16 protein-coding genes are annotated in these 17,235 nt (G+C 43.0%); 9 read left to right on the forward strand and 7 right to left on the reverse strand.

Going from position 1 to position 17,235, the window contains the following annotated elements; genetic code table 11:
* Positions 1 to 116: 116 nt before the first annotated feature.
* Positions 117 to 1,751, reverse strand: a complete 1,635-nt coding sequence (locus R8269_RS03245) for an ATP-dependent endonuclease (RefSeq protein ID WP_047103581.1) — start codon at positions 1,749 to 1,751, stop codon at positions 117 to 119.
* A 268-nt stretch (positions 1,752 to 2,019) separates the two neighbouring features.
* Between R8269_RS03245 and R8269_RS03250 the strand changes: the two genes are divergently transcribed.
* From R8269_RS03250 to R8269_RS03260, 3 genes are all read left to right on the forward strand, one after another.
* Positions 2,020 to 3,762 carry a bifunctional metallophosphatase/5'-nucleotidase gene (locus R8269_RS03250; RefSeq protein WP_053303605.1) on the forward strand — a complete coding sequence of 581 codons (1,743 nt, stop codon included), beginning with the start codon at positions 2,020 to 2,022 and terminating at the stop codon, positions 3,760 to 3,762.
* A gap of 622 nt (positions 3,763 to 4,384) precedes the next feature.
* Positions 4,385 to 5,404 (forward strand): TerC/Alx family metal homeostasis membrane protein, encoded by a 1,020-nt coding sequence (locus tag R8269_RS03255; RefSeq protein WP_031781325.1) that lies wholly within the window; start codon positions 4,385 to 4,387, stop codon positions 5,402 to 5,404.
* 279 nt (positions 5,405 to 5,683) lie between these two features.
* Complete coding sequence (locus tag R8269_RS03260; RefSeq protein WP_005376351.1) at positions 5,684 to 5,875, forward strand: hypothetical protein; 192 nt, start codon at positions 5,684 to 5,686, stop codon at positions 5,873 to 5,875.
* 185 nt (positions 5,876 to 6,060) lie between these two features.
* Here the strand turns inward: R8269_RS03260 and R8269_RS03265 are convergent, their stop codons facing one another.
* The 4 genes from R8269_RS03265 to R8269_RS03280 form a co-directional block, all read right to left on the reverse strand.
* Complete coding sequence (locus tag R8269_RS03265; protein WP_005376350.1) at positions 6,061 to 6,618, reverse strand: PhnA domain-containing protein; 558 nt, start codon at positions 6,616 to 6,618, stop codon at positions 6,061 to 6,063.
* A 289-nt stretch (positions 6,619 to 6,907) separates the two neighbouring features.
* Entirely contained in the window at positions 6,908 to 7,117 is a 210-nt protein-coding gene (locus R8269_RS03270; protein WP_017634171.1) for a YgdI/YgdR family lipoprotein, read from the reverse strand.
* A gap of 136 nt (positions 7,118 to 7,253) precedes the next feature.
* Positions 7,254 to 9,662, reverse strand: coding sequence for a VolA/Pla-1 family phospholipase (locus tag R8269_RS03275; protein ID WP_230238024.1), 2,409 nt, complete (start codon positions 9,660 to 9,662; stop codon positions 7,254 to 7,256).
* A gap of 20 nt (positions 9,663 to 9,682) precedes the next feature.
* Positions 9,683 to 10,918, reverse strand: coding sequence for an outer membrane protein transport protein (locus tag R8269_RS03280; protein WP_005376347.1), 1,236 nt, complete (start codon positions 10,916 to 10,918; stop codon positions 9,683 to 9,685).
* A gap of 422 nt (positions 10,919 to 11,340) precedes the next feature.
* Between R8269_RS03280 and R8269_RS03285 the strand changes: the two genes are divergently transcribed.
* The gene (locus tag R8269_RS03285) at positions 11,341 to 12,369 is read left to right on the forward strand and encodes a site-2 protease family protein (RefSeq protein ID WP_225452562.1); all 1,029 of its coding nucleotides are present in this window, start codon (positions 11,341 to 11,343) and stop codon (positions 12,367 to 12,369) included.
* Between the two features lie 76 nt (positions 12,370 to 12,445).
* Here the strand turns inward: R8269_RS03285 and R8269_RS03290 are convergent, their stop codons facing one another.
* A complete protein-coding gene (locus R8269_RS03290) occupies positions 12,446 to 13,234 on the reverse strand; it encodes a M48 family metallopeptidase (RefSeq protein WP_017634168.1) in 789 nt (262 codons plus the stop codon).
* A gap of 201 nt (positions 13,235 to 13,435) precedes the next feature.
* Here R8269_RS03290 and R8269_RS03295 point away from each other — a divergent pair, with 201 nt between their 5' ends.
* From R8269_RS03295 to cutA, 5 genes are all read left to right on the forward strand, one after another.
* Positions 13,436 to 13,870, forward strand: coding sequence for a hotdog fold thioesterase (locus tag R8269_RS03295; protein WP_005376340.1), 435 nt, complete (start codon positions 13,436 to 13,438; stop codon positions 13,868 to 13,870).
* A gap of 6 nt (positions 13,871 to 13,876) precedes the next feature.
* Entirely contained in the window at positions 13,877 to 14,110 is a 234-nt protein-coding gene (locus R8269_RS03300; protein ID WP_005376338.1) for a DUF3389 domain-containing protein, read from the forward strand.
* 79 nt (positions 14,111 to 14,189) lie between these two features.
* On the forward strand, positions 14,190 to 15,899 hold the full coding sequence (locus tag R8269_RS03305; RefSeq protein WP_054579607.1) for an SgrR family transcriptional regulator: 1,710 nt from the start codon (positions 14,190 to 14,192) through the stop codon (positions 15,897 to 15,899).
* Positions 15,883 to 16,134, forward strand: a complete 252-nt coding sequence (locus R8269_RS03310; protein WP_005376334.1) for a hypothetical protein — start codon at positions 15,883 to 15,885, stop codon at positions 16,132 to 16,134. Before R8269_RS03305 ends, R8269_RS03310 begins: the two co-directional genes overlap by 17 nt.
* Before the next feature lie 14 nt (positions 16,135 to 16,148).
* Positions 16,149 to 16,481, forward strand: a complete 333-nt coding sequence (gene cutA / locus R8269_RS03315; RefSeq protein WP_005376332.1) for a divalent-cation tolerance protein CutA — start codon at positions 16,149 to 16,151, stop codon at positions 16,479 to 16,481.
* Here cutA and R8269_RS03320 read toward each other — a convergent pair.
* Complete coding sequence (locus tag R8269_RS03320) at positions 16,443 to 17,039, reverse strand: DUF2238 domain-containing protein (RefSeq protein WP_005376330.1); 597 nt, start codon at positions 17,037 to 17,039, stop codon at positions 16,443 to 16,445. The genes cutA and R8269_RS03320 overlap by 39 nt on opposite strands.
* Between the last annotated feature and the right edge of the window lie 196 nt (positions 17,040 to 17,235).

The following is a 17,235-nucleotide window of genomic DNA, read 5'->3' on the forward strand; positions in this document are numbered from 1 at the left end:
GTTTTATCCCTCTCAATACCCTTAATCAAAATTAATGATGTTTGATACAAGCACACCAAATTGGTGTGCTTTTTTTGTATTACAAGACAATACGCTGAGTGTAAAATACGCCTAACTCATGTATTGCCGTTGGCCATGGTAACAACGCGTTTAAGTGTCCAGCGCAGAAGAACAGGAATACACTCCATGCCTTTCTCTTCACAATGAGAAACAATAGCCAAAGCTAAGTCCGGTTTTGCATGTTTTTTCAAAACACGATTTACGACTTTTTTAGCAGGGATAGGGTGGTCATGAGGAACTTTGATGATGTCCTTAAAGAAAAGTTCAAAACCATTGTTGTACAGAAAGTGCTCGATGTCTCGGTCGGGTAACTCCGTAAGTCGATGCCTTTCCTGATCATGGTCGAGCTGTGCTCGCACTGCATGCGCGTACTTTTTCCCTGCTGGGTCGCCATCGGTAACGACATGCCAATCAATACCAAACTCTTTTGCTACTTTGATGAGTGATTTTAGACCTGATTGAGCAAACTCAACGATTTGAACCCCTTCGGCAGCCAAGTCATACCCGCATTGACGAGCCAGTTCATGAAAAAGCCAAACTTCGGTTTCGCCCTCAACAAGTAACCAGCACCGCGCAAATAATGCTCCTGAACGATGAAAACGAATATGGAAACCAATTCGGCGCAACTCATCTCGACCAAACTTTGTTGAATTTAAACTCTTAGCGATGGTTCTGTCTGATAGCCGAATTAAACGTCGAATTGAATAAAGTGGAACAGAACCGAGTAACGTGCCACTGTTGGTGGTTAATATCTTTTGCATTGGCAACAATTGCAATAAGGACCACGCTCTCGCTAGATGAGTTGGATGCAGTCGACCTTCTGGATCTTCAATGATCAGTATTGGTCTCGCGCAGCGCCTTAAATCGGTGGGACCCTTAGCTTGAAGATAGGCATTGAGTAACCCCATTAAAAGCAAGCGGCTTTGTTTGTCATTGGTTTCTTTCAAGAACTGACTCAAACCTTTATCAGAGGAAGGGCTTGTATAGAAAAGACCATCACGAGGTTTGCGTGGGTTACCTTTACTGACACTTCTGAACGCAAAATAGTGTTCAACAAGCGTTTGCATTGAGTCGAGACTACTACGAATCTCACCTTTATTTACATGGCCAGGCATAGCCAATAAGCGTCGACAGGTATTGTTGATTCGTTTTTCAATCCGAGCATTTTTACCATCGCCGTTGACATGGTTTAAATCTGGGAAGCGTCGGGAGTCACGTAGTCGGATTACAGGATGAAGTGTCATTAACTCAATAGCGAGTTTCTCTGAGTGGTGAAGTTTTTTGGGTTTGCCGTTATGATCCAAAAACGCGTACTCTGTATTAATGCCGTGCTCATCGCGAGACGCACTAATACGATAGTAAATGACTTGCTCACCATCTTCGTTGGTGCACCATGTAGGCTTTATGCGTCTGTAGCGTCCCGCTTTTACTTCGTTTTTATCCTGTGCTTTAAAACAAACAATGATCTGTAAGTGTTGTGTTTGTGGATGAGAAATTGAGTAGTCAACGTGAAAATCTTTCAGTTTGAATTGATACAATGAGCCATTGGCAGGTAATGCGATGGAAAGGGCATCGAGTAATGATGATTTGCCCCACGTGTTTTCACCGATAAGCGTGGTGAGTTCGTCAAAAGAGAGTGAAAGGCGTTTGATGCCTCTAAACCCGGAGATTTCGATGCGTTCTAGTCTCATCTCAATCCTCCTTGCAATTATTTGAATTATCGAGAGTTATTTTGCTACTCCTAAGCATATATGAATTCGAAATTTTTGAGTTAAGCTCAGTTCACAAAATTACGAGAGCCTCTTACTGAATAGAGACCGTTACAAGCGAGGCTTGCTTTCAAAGCCGGGGGACAGCATCGTGATCACTTAAACATGAAATCCTAAATCGCAGTTTCATAAAATTCATGATTCTGTCATGATTCACTTCTTATTATTATAAGGAATGAAAAAAGAGAAGATGAAGATGAATAACAATCATAAGCCAGTGAGAATCAAACTGGCACACATCAATGACACACATTCCTACTTTGAACCAACGTCATTACAGTTAAAGCTTAAGATAAACAATGAACTCACGCTAGAGCCTTATGTCAGTGCTGGCGGCTTTTCTCGTATCGCAACCCGAGTCGAGCAGTTAAGAGATGATGCTCAGCGCCAAGGTCATGGGATGTTGTTCCTCCATGCCGGAGATTGCTTCCAAGGCACGCTGTATTTCTCACTATTTAAAGGCAAAGCTAATGCCGACTTATTGAACGCATTAAAAATTGATGCAATGGCGTTAGGCAATCATGAATTAGATATGGGGAATGAGCCAGTTGCATTGTTTTGCCAACGTACTCAGTTCCCATTGCTTGCTGGCAACTGGGATTTATCCAATGAATCGCTTAAAAAACCTCACCGTATCAGTGATTGCAAGGATGTATATAGTTACCAACCGGATACACAGAGCGCACAATACATTGTTAAAGAATTCCATGGTGAGCGGGTCGCGATTTTCGGATTATCCATAGATAAAATGAGCGACATCGCAAACCCTGATGCAGACACGCCTTTTCACTCAGCAATTGAAACCGCCAAGGCGACCGTAAAACAAATCCATTCATCAGGTATAAAAAATATTATTCTTCTGAGCCACTTAGGTTATGAAGGTGATTTAGAGTTAGCTGAGCAAGTCGCAGGTATTGGTATAATTGTTGGTGGACACAGCCACCGGTTGCAAGGTGATTTTTCATCAATAGGGTTAGGACAAGACGATCCCTACGGTATTAAAGTTAATGATACCTATGTGGTGCAAGCGGGTTTCCATGCTTTGACAATGGGGCACTGCGTCATTGAGTTTGATGAATACGGTAAAGCAACGATGTTGAGTGGACAAAATGAACTGTTGCTTGGCCGACGTATTTTTTGGGACTCGACGCTAAACCAACAGCTCGACCAAGGTGTATTCGAAACCGCGTGCGACTTCATCCATGGTCAACCGAATGTCGTGGTTTGTAAGAAACACCCGGAAACTCAAGCTATCCTGAGCGATAAATATATCCCTCAGGTTAGGCAGTTACAGTCACAAGTCATTGCTAGTGTTGACACCAAAAAGCGTCATGTGAGAATTCCCGATGAATTTGGTGAGAGTGAGTTGGCTTCCTCCGTTGCCCGCTCATTTCTGCACTGTTTAAACAAACGTGGATATGACGTTCAATTTGCAATTCATAATGCGGGTGGCGTGCGAACCTCTTTGAACCCTGGCAACATCACAGTGGCAGACATTGCCGGACGACTGTTGCCTTTTGCCGTTCCTATCGGCTTTTACGATGTAAAAGGCAGCGCTATTCGCCGTGCACTTGAAGGCGCGATAAATAATGCACTCAACAATGGCGTAGAAGGCACTGGATCTGGCAGTTATCCGTACACTTACAATTTAAACTTCGAGTACCACGCAGATGCCCCAAAAGGTGAAAGAGTTCAATCATTAGTGATTTTTGATGGCAAACAATGGGTAGGTGTTCAAGATGATGTTTGGTATCGAGGGGCTTCTTCTGCCTATACGATGAAAGGGAAAGAGGGGTACGACGCATTGCAGGAGATGAAAGGAGAAGGGCGTGTGACCAGTTTGTCCATGGCTGATTGTTTTATTGAACTCCTGACCGATGAGCCAAACTGTTTGAATCAAAGTCACAAACTTTACACAAAGCGACGTCGATAATAGATACTGGTATTGATTTTGCTGCTCTCCACTTACTACATGGGTTGATGAGGATGGCAGTATGTGGAATAAAGATTGGGCAGATACGGCAGTCGTGGTTGCCTGGATCGCAATTTGGTCAACACTGGTCTACTTTGTGCCTCTAAGCGGCTTTTGAATTGCTAAGAATGTGGATGTTACAAAAGGGAGCAGTAATGCTCCTTTTTTGTATCTATCTTCCCCGTTAGGGCTCTAACCAATGAAGAGTTTGTCTTGATCCATTTGCTGCTTTTTGTCTGTTTACTAAAGTTCAGGTGGTTGAATCCATTTCTTTCTTTTTATAGTGCTTCCTGATTTTTGATAAGAATTTTATTTCGATAAGACAAGGCTTTTTTGTTGGAAAGCCTGACGCTCGGCGTTATTATGTCGGCGTTTGGGGAGTAGTTAGCGCAAGTTTACTTATCGTCATCTCGTTAAGCATCAGCTTATCCGGTAAGTAAAGGTGTTACGTGGTTCATTCACGTCAACACTTCAACGAGACCAACGCATTCATTGACTAGCAGCACATAATCGTTATGTGGCTGTTGGTTGTTATTGTCTGCGGAAGGTCACCAAACGAAGTCCTTCCGCCATGGGAGGAAATATGTCTCTTATCGAAAATACCACCCAATTGAGCCAATCGGTGCCTCTTCAAGAATCATTAGCGATGTATGGTGCTTTTGGTTTATTTACCCTTGTTCTTGTTACGCTTGATATCTATCAAACACGTGGTGGCGCTATCACGATGAAAAAAGCCATCGTTTGGAGTGTTTTTTGGTTCTTGCTTGCCTTTGTTTTTGCAGGTTCTATTTATTTATTCTGGGACTTTTACGCGCCACATAGCGCTTATACGAACGACAAAGCAACGATTTCATTCTTAACTGGTTACTTACTAGAGAAGTCGTTAAGCGTTGATAACTTGTTTGTGTTTGCCATCATCTTTGCACAATACAGTGTGCCGGAGCATTTGCGTCCGAGAGCATTGCTTTGGGGGGTGATAGGTGCGCTAGTTTTACGCGCTGTCATGATTGCGGTTGGTGCTCAGTTACTTGCACAGTATCACTGGGTATTGTACTTATTTGCTGCTTTCCTTATTTGGACAGGTGTTAAGCTAGCTCGCGACAAAGGCGAAGCAGAAGAGGTTAATCCATATCCGGAGCAGTTGATTCGAAAGGTATTGCCAGTTACAGATGACTACCAAGGAAATCACTTAATCTTAAAGCAAGCTGGTAAGTGGGTGGCAACACCGATGCTGATCGTTGTTGGTGTCATTGCAGTAATGGACGTTATGTTTGCATTGGATTCTATACCAGCTATATTCGCGGTAACGCGAGAGCCATTTTTAGTCTTAGCCGCGAACGTATTTGCATTATTGGGTTTGCGATCGCTGTACTTTGTTCTTCAAGCAATGTTAGATAAGTTTGTGTACTTAAAACCAGCATTATCAGTAATCATGATGTTTATCGGGGTGAAAATGCTATTGGTTGGAACAGAATATGAGATTCCGACAGCATGGTCTCTCACATTTTTAGTTGTTGTGATGACATCGGCAGTGGTGGCATCACTCCTAAAAAATAAAGCGAAGCGTCAAACTAGCGTTAATATTACTAATCAAAAAATATAAAGTAAGCACTAAAATCAAAAGAAATAACGAAAAATATTGTTAAATATATGTTGTTGCTTAAGGGGCGATTATGCAGGTAATGTTCAGTTATTCAATGTAATCGCAGCAATTGTGATTATTTATGCCGTTATTATTCATTTGTATTTTTGAGTTTTGTAATGAGTTTGTTTTATTATAAATTCTAATCTGAATGGGTAAAATTTGTCATTTCTTAAACAATAATAAACTGACTAATATACAACCAACTAAACAGACTACTGCTTTTAAAGAGAGGCAATCATGGCACAAGCAATGCAAATGACAAATGTAGCTTTACCAACCTCTATGGATAAGAAAACCTACGCGGTTAACTTCAAAGGACTGATTGCTCACTTACTGGACATTCTATTTGTAGATAACACTGCGCCACGCAGTTACTACGCAGAAGACTTGTCAGCACATATTCAAAAAGACATCGGTATGTACCGTTAATATTGAAATAGTGTAAGAAATACCGGCCTATGAGCCGGTATTTTTTTATTTGTAAAACATGCCTACTCAACCTACGCCCTAGAAAAGAAACACTCTAGAGGAGGTAGACATGATAGTAGATTAAGTGTTGTATAGAAAAACGGAGCACCATTGGTGCCCCGTTTTGACTTGACTGAAGTGAGATATTACTTCTTGCGGCAGTATTCTGCGATCACGTACATCGACTGACCACCATTTGCCTTACCCGAAACTAGCTTTGGATCATCGCCAAGGCTAATGCCACGAATCACTGTACCTTGTTTGATTACTTGGTTAGTGCCTTTTACTGGTAGGTCTTTAATTACTGTTACATCGTCACCTTTCTTAAGTTCAGTGCCGTTACAGTCAACCGTTTTATCGTCAGCAGACATCCCTTTCATTGCCCAGTTCATTTGCTCTTCTTCCATGTACATCATGTCAAGAGCATCTTGAGCCCAGCTTTCTGTGTTTAGGCGAGTGAGTTGGCGCCATGCAGTCACTTGTACAGCAGGAACCTGGCTCCACATACTTTCGTTTAGACAACGCCAGTGGTTAATGTCTTTTGGCTCATCGATCTCACCCAGACACTTATCACAAACCATGATGGCAGTATCAACCGTCACATTACCGTGAGGTGGGACAGCGTATGCAGTTAGTTGAGATTCAGAAGAACACAGTTCACATTTTGACTCGCAGCGCGCAAGCAGAGTAGCTTCAATAGACATAAGGACTCACCTTAGTAATGTTATTTTGTGGCGGTATTATCCACTTTATCCTGAGAAATAAAAGGGTGTTAGCGAATTAAAGACTAGATTTTACAATACTCCAACCTGATTAAGGTGAAGATGTAAAATATTCGCTAAATAAATAATACGGAAGTATAAAAGACACTATTAATTGTTTTGGCTTATGAATTAGTTGTGTCAATTTCTACAACGATTACAAGCTTAAAAGAGGTAAATTTAGAGAGAGGGTGGCTAGAACATAGCCCTCTAATTTACAGAGGGCCTGTCGTTAACGTTCGACAATCTGGACAATTTGCTCTTTTGAAATACTCATTTCTTTACCATCCATGTCTTCATATTCGTACATACCCGTTTCCTCGTTCAGGTCTGGTTTACCGTAAGAGGTAATAATTTTCCCTTCATTTGTCGACATCAGATATTGGCTACTTCCGCATGCAGAAAGAAGTAATACAGTGGCAATAACAGTCAATACGCGCATAGAGTTTTCCTTTTAAACAAGTGAGTTAGGCAAAGACATCGATTTAACTATAGCAGAGGAAATATGAGTGGGTTTGAATAGAATTGAAATGAAAAAGCCCAGTAGAAACTGGGCTTTGGTAGGAAGGGTGTTGCGATTACTTCAAAACAGAAGTGTTAGTGACACCTGTTAGTGCGTCATCCATTAAGAAGTCAGTGTTTTCCATCTGCATCTCTACATGATGATCAATATCAGACAAAGTGCCATTTGGCGAAGCAAAAGTACTGTGCGATGCAGTAGCATTAAACTGTACAAAGCTCGCAGTTGCATTCACAGTAGTGTCCGTACTGTTCACAGTCTTCAACCCTAGCTTATTAGCAAGCGGTTCAGTACCCGCGAATGGTGCATTTGGAACGCTGTTTGGTACTGTGCTATCGCCATCCACTTCTGTCATAAAGAATGGTGTCGTTAGCGAACCAGATGCCACTAAATCTGAAGCGTTTGTGAACGGATCGACAGTGTCTAGTGTAGTCTGTGCTGCATAGATAAATTGTGAGAAACCTGCTTCTAGCGCTGCTACTTGAGCTTCCGTTGCCGCAGCCTCAAATGCTTCGTAACATGTTTTATCTTCTAGATCCGCACATGATGCATCAGCGTAAGTCGCATAGTCTTTTGATGCTGCATAAGCGAGGTTATGTTTGATCTGAGGGCCGTAATTGTCTGAACCCAGTAACAAATTACCAATTTGTCCACCAGAGTTCTGTACTGATGCAGAACTAAAGGTGTACAGCGCATCGGCAGTAGGGCTGCCCAATGTATTGTTTGCTGCTGCGACGGCAGATGTAGCTACAATACCGCCAAGTGAATGACCTAGCATTTTGACCTTTGAACCCGTCATTGGGTTGAAGCCTTGCAGAGGACCTCCAGCTAAAAGACCGCCTTGAGCAGATACTACCAAGCTAGCGCGCAAACCTAACACATCCAGAACACTTTGACGTAGGTTGTCACGCGCAACGGCTAAGTTGGAAAGATTTAGATAAGCCAGTACATTCGCATTTGCGGAACGTTGTTCATCTAAGCTGCGCGTACCATGAATAGGTAAGTCAATAGCGATAACTGCCACACCTGCTTTTACCATATTGAACGCGAACGCGTACGCATTCTCTTTCGCTGAGGTGATGCCGTGTTGATAAATCACAACGTCTGTCGCGACGCCAGATTTAGGTGTGAAGACCAGTACTTCGACATCTTCAACCGATTTCACTACGGGAACAGGCGAGTAGCGAGTAATGATACGCTCACTATCAAGCTGGGTACCATCGGTAAGAGTAAGCTTAGCTCCAACAAGTTTTAGCTGCTCTGTAGGATCTGTAGCAAGCTTTGTCACATCAACAGGATCATTTGCAAAAACGCCTGTTGATAGCTGCTGAACCATGTTTGCTTGCTCGTTCGGATCCGCTAATGCTGCGCTTAGCTTCGCTAGGCTTGGCATCGCAGATACCATTGGTTGCATGTTCCAGCTTGCGCCTTTTTCCAGGTAATGAGGCAGTCTTACCACACCTTGTGTCACGCTTACATCGGCACCTGATTGCATGTAAAGGCCTTTAATTGCCGTTTTAGCTGCGTCTAGATCGCTAATGTATTTACTAAAGTCATCGTCAGAGTCTAGCGCAGTGCTAAAGTCTTGGGTTTCACCGAGCGTTATTGTGTAGGCCGTTGATAAGTCAACTGAACCTTCGTTTGAGTCATTTTTGTAAACGGTATTTAGTGTGTTTGCGCCGGTAGAAAAACCAGTAGCGGTTACTCCTTTGACTGCCGCTAACGTATCACCTACAGACTGGGTACTGAACCATGAGGAGTAAACGATGTCGTTAGGGTTTACTTTGGCGATACCAAAAATGCCTTCAACCGCCTGAGTGACTGCTTGAACAGAAGCAAGGTCGCCAGTTTCATAAACGATTTCTTTCGATTTACCAGTCGCATAACTTGCTGATGTACCAATTGGCTCACCATTCACGTCAGTAACATCTTGTGTAACCGCAAAAATGTACTCGCTTGACTCATCAAGTGCAGCCAAGAACTGGACGTATAGAGAGTTACCTTTTGCTTGAACTACGTAGTCCTGATTCTGAACGAGTACCTCTTCGATTGGGTTAGATTTACCGTCCCACTCGGTTAAGCGTTGGTTAATCTTGATGACTTTAACACCAGACGGCAACATGCCCGTTGCAAAACCATCGCCTTTAAAGTTCAGAACGATTGGCATAGACGTTGACCATCCATCCATCGTATTCATCGAGGCTCTAGGGTTGGTTAAAGCATCATCGCCATCAGTTGGCAGACCAAGCGTACCATCGCTTGTGTCCATTAATAAGTAAGACGGTGCCGGTACATCTGCGTTCGCTCCTTGAAGCGTAAAACTGATGGATGTTTCGCGATCAAGCAATGCTTGGACTTCATCTTCAAATTGAACTTTGTCGGAAGTACCAGAGCTGGAGGTATCATCACCACAACCAGCAAGAAGGATTGCAGAACAAAGCATTGATAATTTAAACGTGTGTTTCATTGGTTTACTCCGTAATCCCATTATTTGAAGGTGTAGTTCATCTGTACCGCGCTGATGTAAGCAGTACCTTCTGAGTCAAACTTAATCTCTTCACCCAGAGCATTTGTCTCAGTGAAAGAGCCTGATTTACTCTTAACAAGTGCAAAGCCTGCATCGAAAGTTAAATTCTCACTCATTGCGTAAGTTAGGCCCGCGCTGTACCAAAAACGGTCACTGTCAGGGATACTCAATGTCGCTTCACCTGCTTGTTCGTCGTACGCAAAGCCTGCACGGAATGTCCAGTCTGTATTAAGTATGTAAGTTGCACCAATGGAGTAGCGATTGTTGTCTTCATATTTCTCAGGTTTAAAGAAACATACTCCGTCATTACATTCGTTACTGGTCGCTTTTAGTTCTTTAAATGTGCTCCAGTCGGTTTGTTGCCAGCCGTAATGTACAGCCCATTGTTCATTCAATTGATGGAAAGCCGATAATTCGATAATTGAAGGAAGAGAGATTTTTAAACGGCCATCCACTTTTGGTGATGAAGCTCGACCAGAGTCGTAACTACTAAACTCACCGTCATCAAAATCTAGATCAACCTTAGAGCGGTAGCCAAAGCCAAAACGGTTGTTTTCATTTAGCTCAAATAAAGCGCCGACATTCCAACCCCAAGCGAAAGTTTCGCCTTCCATGCCGACAAGGTTATCGGACTTATTACCACCTAAAATACCGGCGAGTGCGCCTTTGTGACGAGTCAGCTCTGCTTCAGCGTATACGAGGTTGATACCACCACCGACACTGAAAGACTCGTTGATACGGTAAGCGACATTAGGGTTGATGTTTACTGAAAGTAGGGAAGTGTCACCCGCCATATCACCTGCGGAAATATCATTTGGATAGTCGGTAGCAACACCGTATGTTGTGAACATACCGATACCCCAAGCCCAGTTATCATTGATAGGGCTGATGTAATAACCTGCTGGCACGATCTGTAAAGGAGCGACATCTTTCGCGTGTTCATTGTTTACAGTGTCGTACACATCGACTTCAGGGTCGATGATAGATAACGCGCCCGAAAATTGAGCTTCTTTGAAAAGTGTCATTGCTGCAGGGTTACGAGCAAGGACGCTGGCATTATCTGCGACAGCCCCTTCACCTGAAAATGCTCGACCAAGACCAGATGCCGAATGTTCAGCTACCTGGAAGCCCGCTGAGTGGGCATTACACGCAAACAATATTGAAATTGTAAGCAGAGAGCAGTGCTTCTTGTTCATCCTTGACCCTCCTAGGGTGTCATAATGCTGGACCGAAGTCCTTGTAATTGTTGTGTGGTACTTACACCAATTGTTAATACGCGAAATACAACGATGATGTAAATGTAATGTTAATTGTATGTTTAATAACTTGTCAAAGTTTGAGCGTATTTTGCGTTTTAAATATGATGCATAGGTCAAACGATGGCTTGTAAGGGCATGTATTATCTTTATATTTTTGAAGAGAATGGTACGACCAGAATTGTTTTGCGAGCTTTATAGTTAAATAACGATCAAATCAAGAGATAGCTCGCTTTGCTGTTTCTTCACTTCACAGGCATAATTCGCGCTCGCTATGTAGTTATTCAATAGACGCAATAGGAACCGCATTGGAATTACTGAATGTTGAATTTTTAGGTCGTTCGCTAAGGCTCGAAGGATCGATGGCTGGGTGGCAGCAGTTATATTGGGATAATACGTTGGTGTCTCAAATCGATGCCAGTGACAATACCGCAGAGACTTGTCTACACCAGTTTAGGCTCTCTGCGGGTGAGGAAATCCTGAACTGTCATTTAGAGTGTTCTTTAACATGGCAACCGTTTGAATTGAGTTACAAGGTCACAATTAACGGTGAGCTCGTCAATGAAGGTTGTCGAAATGAAAAAGACATCGAGCGCCAAGTGCCAGAAGTTACGCCACCATCCGAAAAGCGTTTAAGTGTAATAGGCCTCGTATCTCTTGGGATGAAAGCACTTAAAAGTGCGAAAGTTATTAAAGTGGCGTTAGCGTCTGCAAGTCTCGCTGCATATTCTTGGCTATTTTCCATCGAGTTCGCGCTAGCGTTGATCGCTTGTTTGGTTTTTCATGAATATGGTCACATTAGAGCGATGAAGTATTTTGGAATGAAGACCAAAGGAATCTATTTGATTCCATTCCTAGGTGGTTTGGCGCTAAGTGACGAAAAGATAAACACGCGCTGGCAGGATGTGGTTATCTCAATCATGGGACCATTTTTCGGTTTAGTACTTAGTATTGTTTTTACTTTGCTTTATTGGATGACTGGTGAGGTGATCTTCGCTGGGCTTGCTGTGTTTAACGCCTTGCTAAACCTATTTAATCTGCTGCCTATTTTACCATTAGATGGTGGCCATGTGCTCAAAAGTATTACCTTCTCAATGAATACTTGGGTCGGGTTAGTTGGCAGTATTGCGACCGCTTTATTAGGCATTTTTATCAGTTACTATTTCGGTCTGACGTTGCTAGGGTTTTTATTGTTAATGGGAATGTTGGAAGTGGTGATGGAATGGAGAGCTCGACATCAAAGCCATTTATTGCCATTAACCCGTTATGGGCAGCTATTCTCACTGGCTTGGTACTTGGTCTCTGTCGGAGGTTTTGTTTCTATCATCTGGTATTTTGCCACTCTCGGAGATAGTTTGTTAAGTTTGCCGCTACAGATATTGGGCACTTGATTAGAATCATTAAAAGCTCCCTAGGGAGCTTTTTGTTATTTGGCAAGTTAAGTAGGTAGACGATAGTAGCAATGAATTAGCCACATCTTGGTGCTTTCGCGTTATACGCAGGCAGCTTATTTATGGTTGCTTGTAAATCTTTAATGCGCGTACTGTGCGATGGGTGGGTTGAGAAGAATTCAGGTGGTTGAGAACCACCTGATGCAGCACTCATATTTTTCCATAAATCGACACTTTGACGTGGGTCGAAACCTGCTTTTGCCATGAATTCCAGCCCGACAATATCAGCCTCAGATTCCTGAGTACGACCGTATGGCAAAATAACACCGTATTGGACACCGACACCAAGTGCCGCCATCGTCATTTGTTGATACTGTTTGTACTCGGAAGCTCCAATGGCAACGTTTGCTAGAGACAACCCGGCATTTGCTAACTGACTTTGTGAAAGACGTTCATTACTGTGGTCAGCGAGGACGTGAGCGACTTCGTGACCAATAACTGTTGCCAACTGATCTTGGTTTTTCGCGACATCTAAAAGCCCGGTATACACGCCGATCTTCCCACCTGGTAGAGCAAACGCATTGACTTGTTCACTATCAAAAACAACGACTTCCCAGTCTTTAAATCCAGATTGAGCGGGAATGGTGTCAGTGATGTGTTTGGCAACGCATTGAACGTAGGCATTCGTTTTGCGATCTTTGCTGATTGGGATATCTTTCTTCATTTGTTCGAAAGATTTAGCGCCAAGCGATGACATTTCCTGATCTGAAAACATCAGGATCTGGTTGCGACCCGTCGGTGATGCGCTACACGCTGTTAAACCCGCGATAGTTAAAAGAGCAGAGGCTTTCATCCATACCTTCATAACAGGCTCCATTTAATTTTTTGTTTTGAAGCAATAGTATATACCCAAATAGTAACATGATGCATGGATCAAGTTATTCATCTGATTAATAAAGAGGGTGAGATGTTACGTCTTGAAGTTATGCCCAAGTAGCGTCTATGCTAGCTTCCTAGCACATCGTTACAACCTAACAAACCAGTTTGTGAAACTAAGAGTAAAACAATGAGTATATGGAAAAAGCCCGTAAGCATAGAGATTCTGAATGCCACGTCAAAAAATACCCTGATCGAGCACCTACAAATTAAATATACAGATTTCACTGACGACTCCCTTACAGCAACCATGCCCGTATGCAGCTTTACTCATCAACCTTTAGGAATGCTTCACGGTGGTGCATCAGTCGTGCTCGCAGAAACATTAGGCTCATTGGCTGCAAACTTCTCTGTCGATGAAGGCAGCTACTGCGTCGGTTTAGATATTAACGCGAACCATGTGCGAGCCATGCGAAGTGGTCATGTGATTGGTACGGCAAAACCGCTTCATCTGGGTATTTCAACGCAAGTGTGGCAAATCGATATCACTGATGAGCGAGGCCGTTTAGTGTGTACCAGTCGCTTGACCATCGCTGTGAAACAACACAAAACAAAGTCGGTATAAACTAAGATGGTGATTGAGTTTTCATTAGGAAAAATCATTGCAACCCAGCGTGAAATAGTGATTAAGCTCTCCGGTAGTGCAATGGTAACCTTGCAAGCGCAAACCGATGCAATTCAGTTGCTGGGTAGAGGAGCGAACGTTGTTTTATCTCATGGAGCAGAGTGCAAATGGTCTATCAAGCTGGACAACGAGGAACAACTGGCTGAACTTTCGCGAGAAATTGGTATCGATATTCAATAATCTATAGTGTGATGTTTGCACTTTTTGGTAAAAATGAGGAAACTTAGCTTATCGACAACAAGATAAGAATTTCCTCTTTATGAGTAGCCCTCGTTTACGTGTTCAGTTCGAAACACTGTTTGAAAAATTTTCCGGTCACGATACGGACGTTCAGCTCGAAGACATCACCGAAGCGTTGTTTTGTACACGTCGTAATGCTCGTATTGTTCTAAATAAACTTGAAGAAGAGGGCTGGATTGAGTGGCATCCGGCAGCGGGTCGAGGAAAACTTTCGAAACTCGTTTTTAAACGTAATCGAAGCGATGTCAGCGAAAACCTCGCCAGGCGTTATCTCGATGAAGGGAAAATCGGTCAGGCTCTAGATGCGCTTGATAACGATGCGGCACGATTGACGCAGGTTATCCAAGGTTATTTAGGGCTTCAGCATCGACAGGGCGAGCAGGTCGTGCGTTTGCCTTATTATCGACCATTGTCGATGTTAAACCCGCAGAAACCGATGCGGCGTTCTGAACAGCACATCGCCAGACAAATTTTTAGCGGACTCACTCGCCTTGATGAAAATGAACAACTTCAACCAGATTTAGCCCACACGTGGGAAGCAATTTCTGATACACATTGGCGTTTTTATCTTCGTCGTGGAGTACGCTTTCATAACGGTGAACCGTTAACAACCAGTTGTGTTCTTGAAAGTGTGCTTGCGTTAAATAGCTTGAACTTGTTTTCTCACATAAAGCGGGTGTCTTCGCCACAAAAGTGGACCGTTGATATTGAGCTCGTCCGTCCTGATCGCTACCTGCCTCTGGCTCTGAGTGAGTCGCAAGCAAAAATTTTGCTACCGAGTGCTTTGCGTTCTGAAAGCTTCGATAGACAACCGATAGGGACAGGGCCGTTCCAAGTTAAAATGAATGATGATAAGCGTCTTATTTTGACTGCTTTTGATGGCTACTTTGGTTTTCGCCCTTTACTTGACCAAGTGGAGGTGTGGGTAATCGATGAAGCCTATTCTTCAATGGTTTATCCAAGCCTGTCAAAGCCGAAGATGGATAAACAAGGTTCATCCGATGAAGTAGAGCTGGACCCTGGATGTACATTCCTATTACTAAACAAAAACACCGGGATTGCAAAAGATCCACGTTGGGCAGAGTTCCTCTCGCAAACCCTCAACAGTCACCAGATTTACGCGCATGTTCCACAAGATAAAGTGATGGAACTGGGAGTATTGCAAGCCTTTGGCCTTAAGCCCGGTTGGATTGATCTTAGGCCAGCGGAAGCGGGCAGCGTACCACAGGCTAATAAGGTAATTTCCGTAGCGTATCAGAAAAAGCATCCGATGTTTCCAGTAGTTGCCAAGGCCATCAAGACACTCTTAAAACCGCACGGTATAGAGGTTGAGTTTATTCGTTATGATTCTCAACCGCCCGCACCGGAGGAAGTGGATATCTGGGTGAAAGCTATGGGCATTGCAACGAACCGAAATGACGCGTTGGCGGGCTGGCTCCTGGATTACAGTGATATTGAGAAGTTCAGTTCAGGTTACGATTTTAGTGAATGGGCTAAACTTGTCGATCAATGGCGTGCCGGCATGCACACAGACTTTCCTGCGCGTGAGCTAGGACGACAATTAGTAAAAAGCTGTCAGGTGATTCCTATGTTTCACTGCTGGCTAGGCGTGAATAAAGACCACAGCGGTGCGTTACAAAATGCAAAGTGTAATGCCTTAGGTTGGTTTGATTTTAATAATGTATGGGTCAAACCGGATATAGAAAGTAACCATGGCGAAACCGAATAAAAAACAACCGACGAAAACCGTCGATATCTTTTGCTCTAAATGTAAAACTCAACTATTTAAGTACCGTAAAGGCGGGAAAGGCGCACTGGTTAAATGCTTCAAAGAGCGCATTGTTGACGATTTCACACAAACCCCATGTATTTGCCCCGCTTGCGGACAAGAGTTTGCAAGAGACACTTTAGTAAGAGGAACCCCCGCTTACAAAATGATTGGCGGCAAAGTGACGATGAAATAATAAAGGGCTAGAAAATGAGTATGAAACATGACTATTGCATGGTTTTAAGTACAACCAGTAATGAAAAAAATCGAGATCAGATCATTAAAGGTTTGCTAGATGCTCAATTAGCCGCGTGTATTCAAACGATGCCTATTGAAAGTCACTATGTGTGGAAAGGGGAGATTTGTACTGACAACGAATGGTTGCTGGTGATCAAAACTCGTCGAGAACTTTATGAATTGGTGGAAGAGAAAATAGAAAACCTGCACGAATACGAGGTAGCTCAAATCGTACAGGTTCCAATTGTTGATGGGTTTAACCCTTATTTAGAATGGTTGAGAGAATCGACGTTGAGCCGACATTAAGAATAACGACAACACTGCACCAACGGTATCGCACAACATATCTTTCTGGGCGTCCCATATGTCACCTTGCGAGCCCAGAAAGGCAATTCCCTCATCGCCACCAGCCAACTCCGCATACCACCATTCGATAATCTCATAGCCAGCAGCAAGTGACATGATAGCAAACAAGGCAAACCAGCAAGAGAACGCTTTGTTGAACCGTTTTTTGTTTATCAAGTATTCAGCGATCGGATATGCGTAAAGGCCAATTGAAAAGTGCGCAACGCGATCAAAATTATTTCGCTCTGAACCAATCATGTCGTTAAACCAGTCAAACGGCACTTCGGAGAACGTATATTTCGCACCGATAGTGTGCAAACAGAGCCAGATGAACATTAAAAAGTAAGCCGTATTACTGAACTGATAGCGAATCGAAATCGCCCAAATAGCAACAAGAATACCAATCGCCGGGATAATCTCCGCAAACCAAACTGCGCGTGAGTTAGGTTCCAACGCAGAAAATAAAAACACGATGGCATAAAAAATCGTTAATCCTAAGAGTGTCGAGGTGCTTTTCATAGAGTTATTTGATCCTTCAATTTATCTTACAGTGGGACTCCATAGATTGTGTTAATGATTGCACTTAATTGAACAGTGTGCAATTGATATTTTAATGGGTTTTTTGATCACTGAAAATGTTGATTTATTGGCAAACTGCTCAACATTAAAACGTTTGCGCGTGCACTTTTCATTAAAGTTTGATTTACAACATGCC

It is taken from the genome of Vibrio sp. Vb0667 (assembly GCF_033391095.1).

Excerpts from the sequence above, each read along its gene's own strand:
- R8269_RS03245 (WP_047103581.1), bottom strand. The coding sequence starts at position 1,751 with ATGAGACTAGAACGCATCGAAATCTCCGGGTTTAGAGGCATCAAACGC.
- R8269_RS03250 (WP_053303605.1), top strand. The coding sequence starts at position 2,020 with ATGAAGATGAATAACAATCATAAGCCAGTGAGAATCAAACTGGCACAC.
- R8269_RS03255 (WP_031781325.1), top strand. The coding sequence starts at position 4,385 with ATGTCTCTTATCGAAAATACCACCCAATTGAGCCAATCGGTGCCTCTT.
- R8269_RS03260 (WP_005376351.1), top strand. The coding sequence starts at position 5,684 with ATGGCACAAGCAATGCAAATGACAAATGTAGCTTTACCAACCTCTATG.
- R8269_RS03265 (WP_005376350.1), bottom strand. The coding sequence starts at position 6,618 with ATGTCTATTGAAGCTACTCTGCTTGCGCGCTGCGAGTCAAAATGTGAA.
- R8269_RS03270 (WP_017634171.1), bottom strand. The coding sequence starts at position 7,117 with ATGCGCGTATTGACTGTTATTGCCACTGTATTACTTCTTTCTGCATGC.
- R8269_RS03275 (WP_230238024.1), bottom strand. The coding sequence starts at position 9,662 with ATGAAACACACGTTTAAATTATCAATGCTTTGTTCTGCAATCCTTCTT.
- R8269_RS03280 (WP_005376347.1), bottom strand. The coding sequence starts at position 10,918 with ATGAACAAGAAGCACTGCTCTCTGCTTACAATTTCAATATTGTTTGCG.
- R8269_RS03285 (WP_225452562.1), top strand. The coding sequence starts at position 11,341 with ATGGCTGGGTGGCAGCAGTTATATTGGGATAATACGTTGGTGTCTCAA.
- R8269_RS03290 (WP_017634168.1), bottom strand. The coding sequence starts at position 13,234 with ATGAAGGTATGGATGAAAGCCTCTGCTCTTTTAACTATCGCGGGTTTA.
- R8269_RS03295 (WP_005376340.1), top strand. The coding sequence starts at position 13,436 with ATGAGTATATGGAAAAAGCCCGTAAGCATAGAGATTCTGAATGCCACG.
- R8269_RS03300 (WP_005376338.1), top strand. The coding sequence starts at position 13,877 with ATGGTGATTGAGTTTTCATTAGGAAAAATCATTGCAACCCAGCGTGAA.
- R8269_RS03305 (WP_054579607.1), top strand. The coding sequence starts at position 14,190 with ATGAGTAGCCCTCGTTTACGTGTTCAGTTCGAAACACTGTTTGAAAAA.
- R8269_RS03310 (WP_005376334.1), top strand. The coding sequence starts at position 15,883 with ATGGCGAAACCGAATAAAAAACAACCGACGAAAACCGTCGATATCTTT.
- cutA (WP_005376332.1), top strand. The coding sequence starts at position 16,149 with ATGAGTATGAAACATGACTATTGCATGGTTTTAAGTACAACCAGTAAT.
- R8269_RS03320 (WP_005376330.1), bottom strand. The coding sequence starts at position 17,039 with ATGAAAAGCACCTCGACACTCTTAGGATTAACGATTTTTTATGCCATC.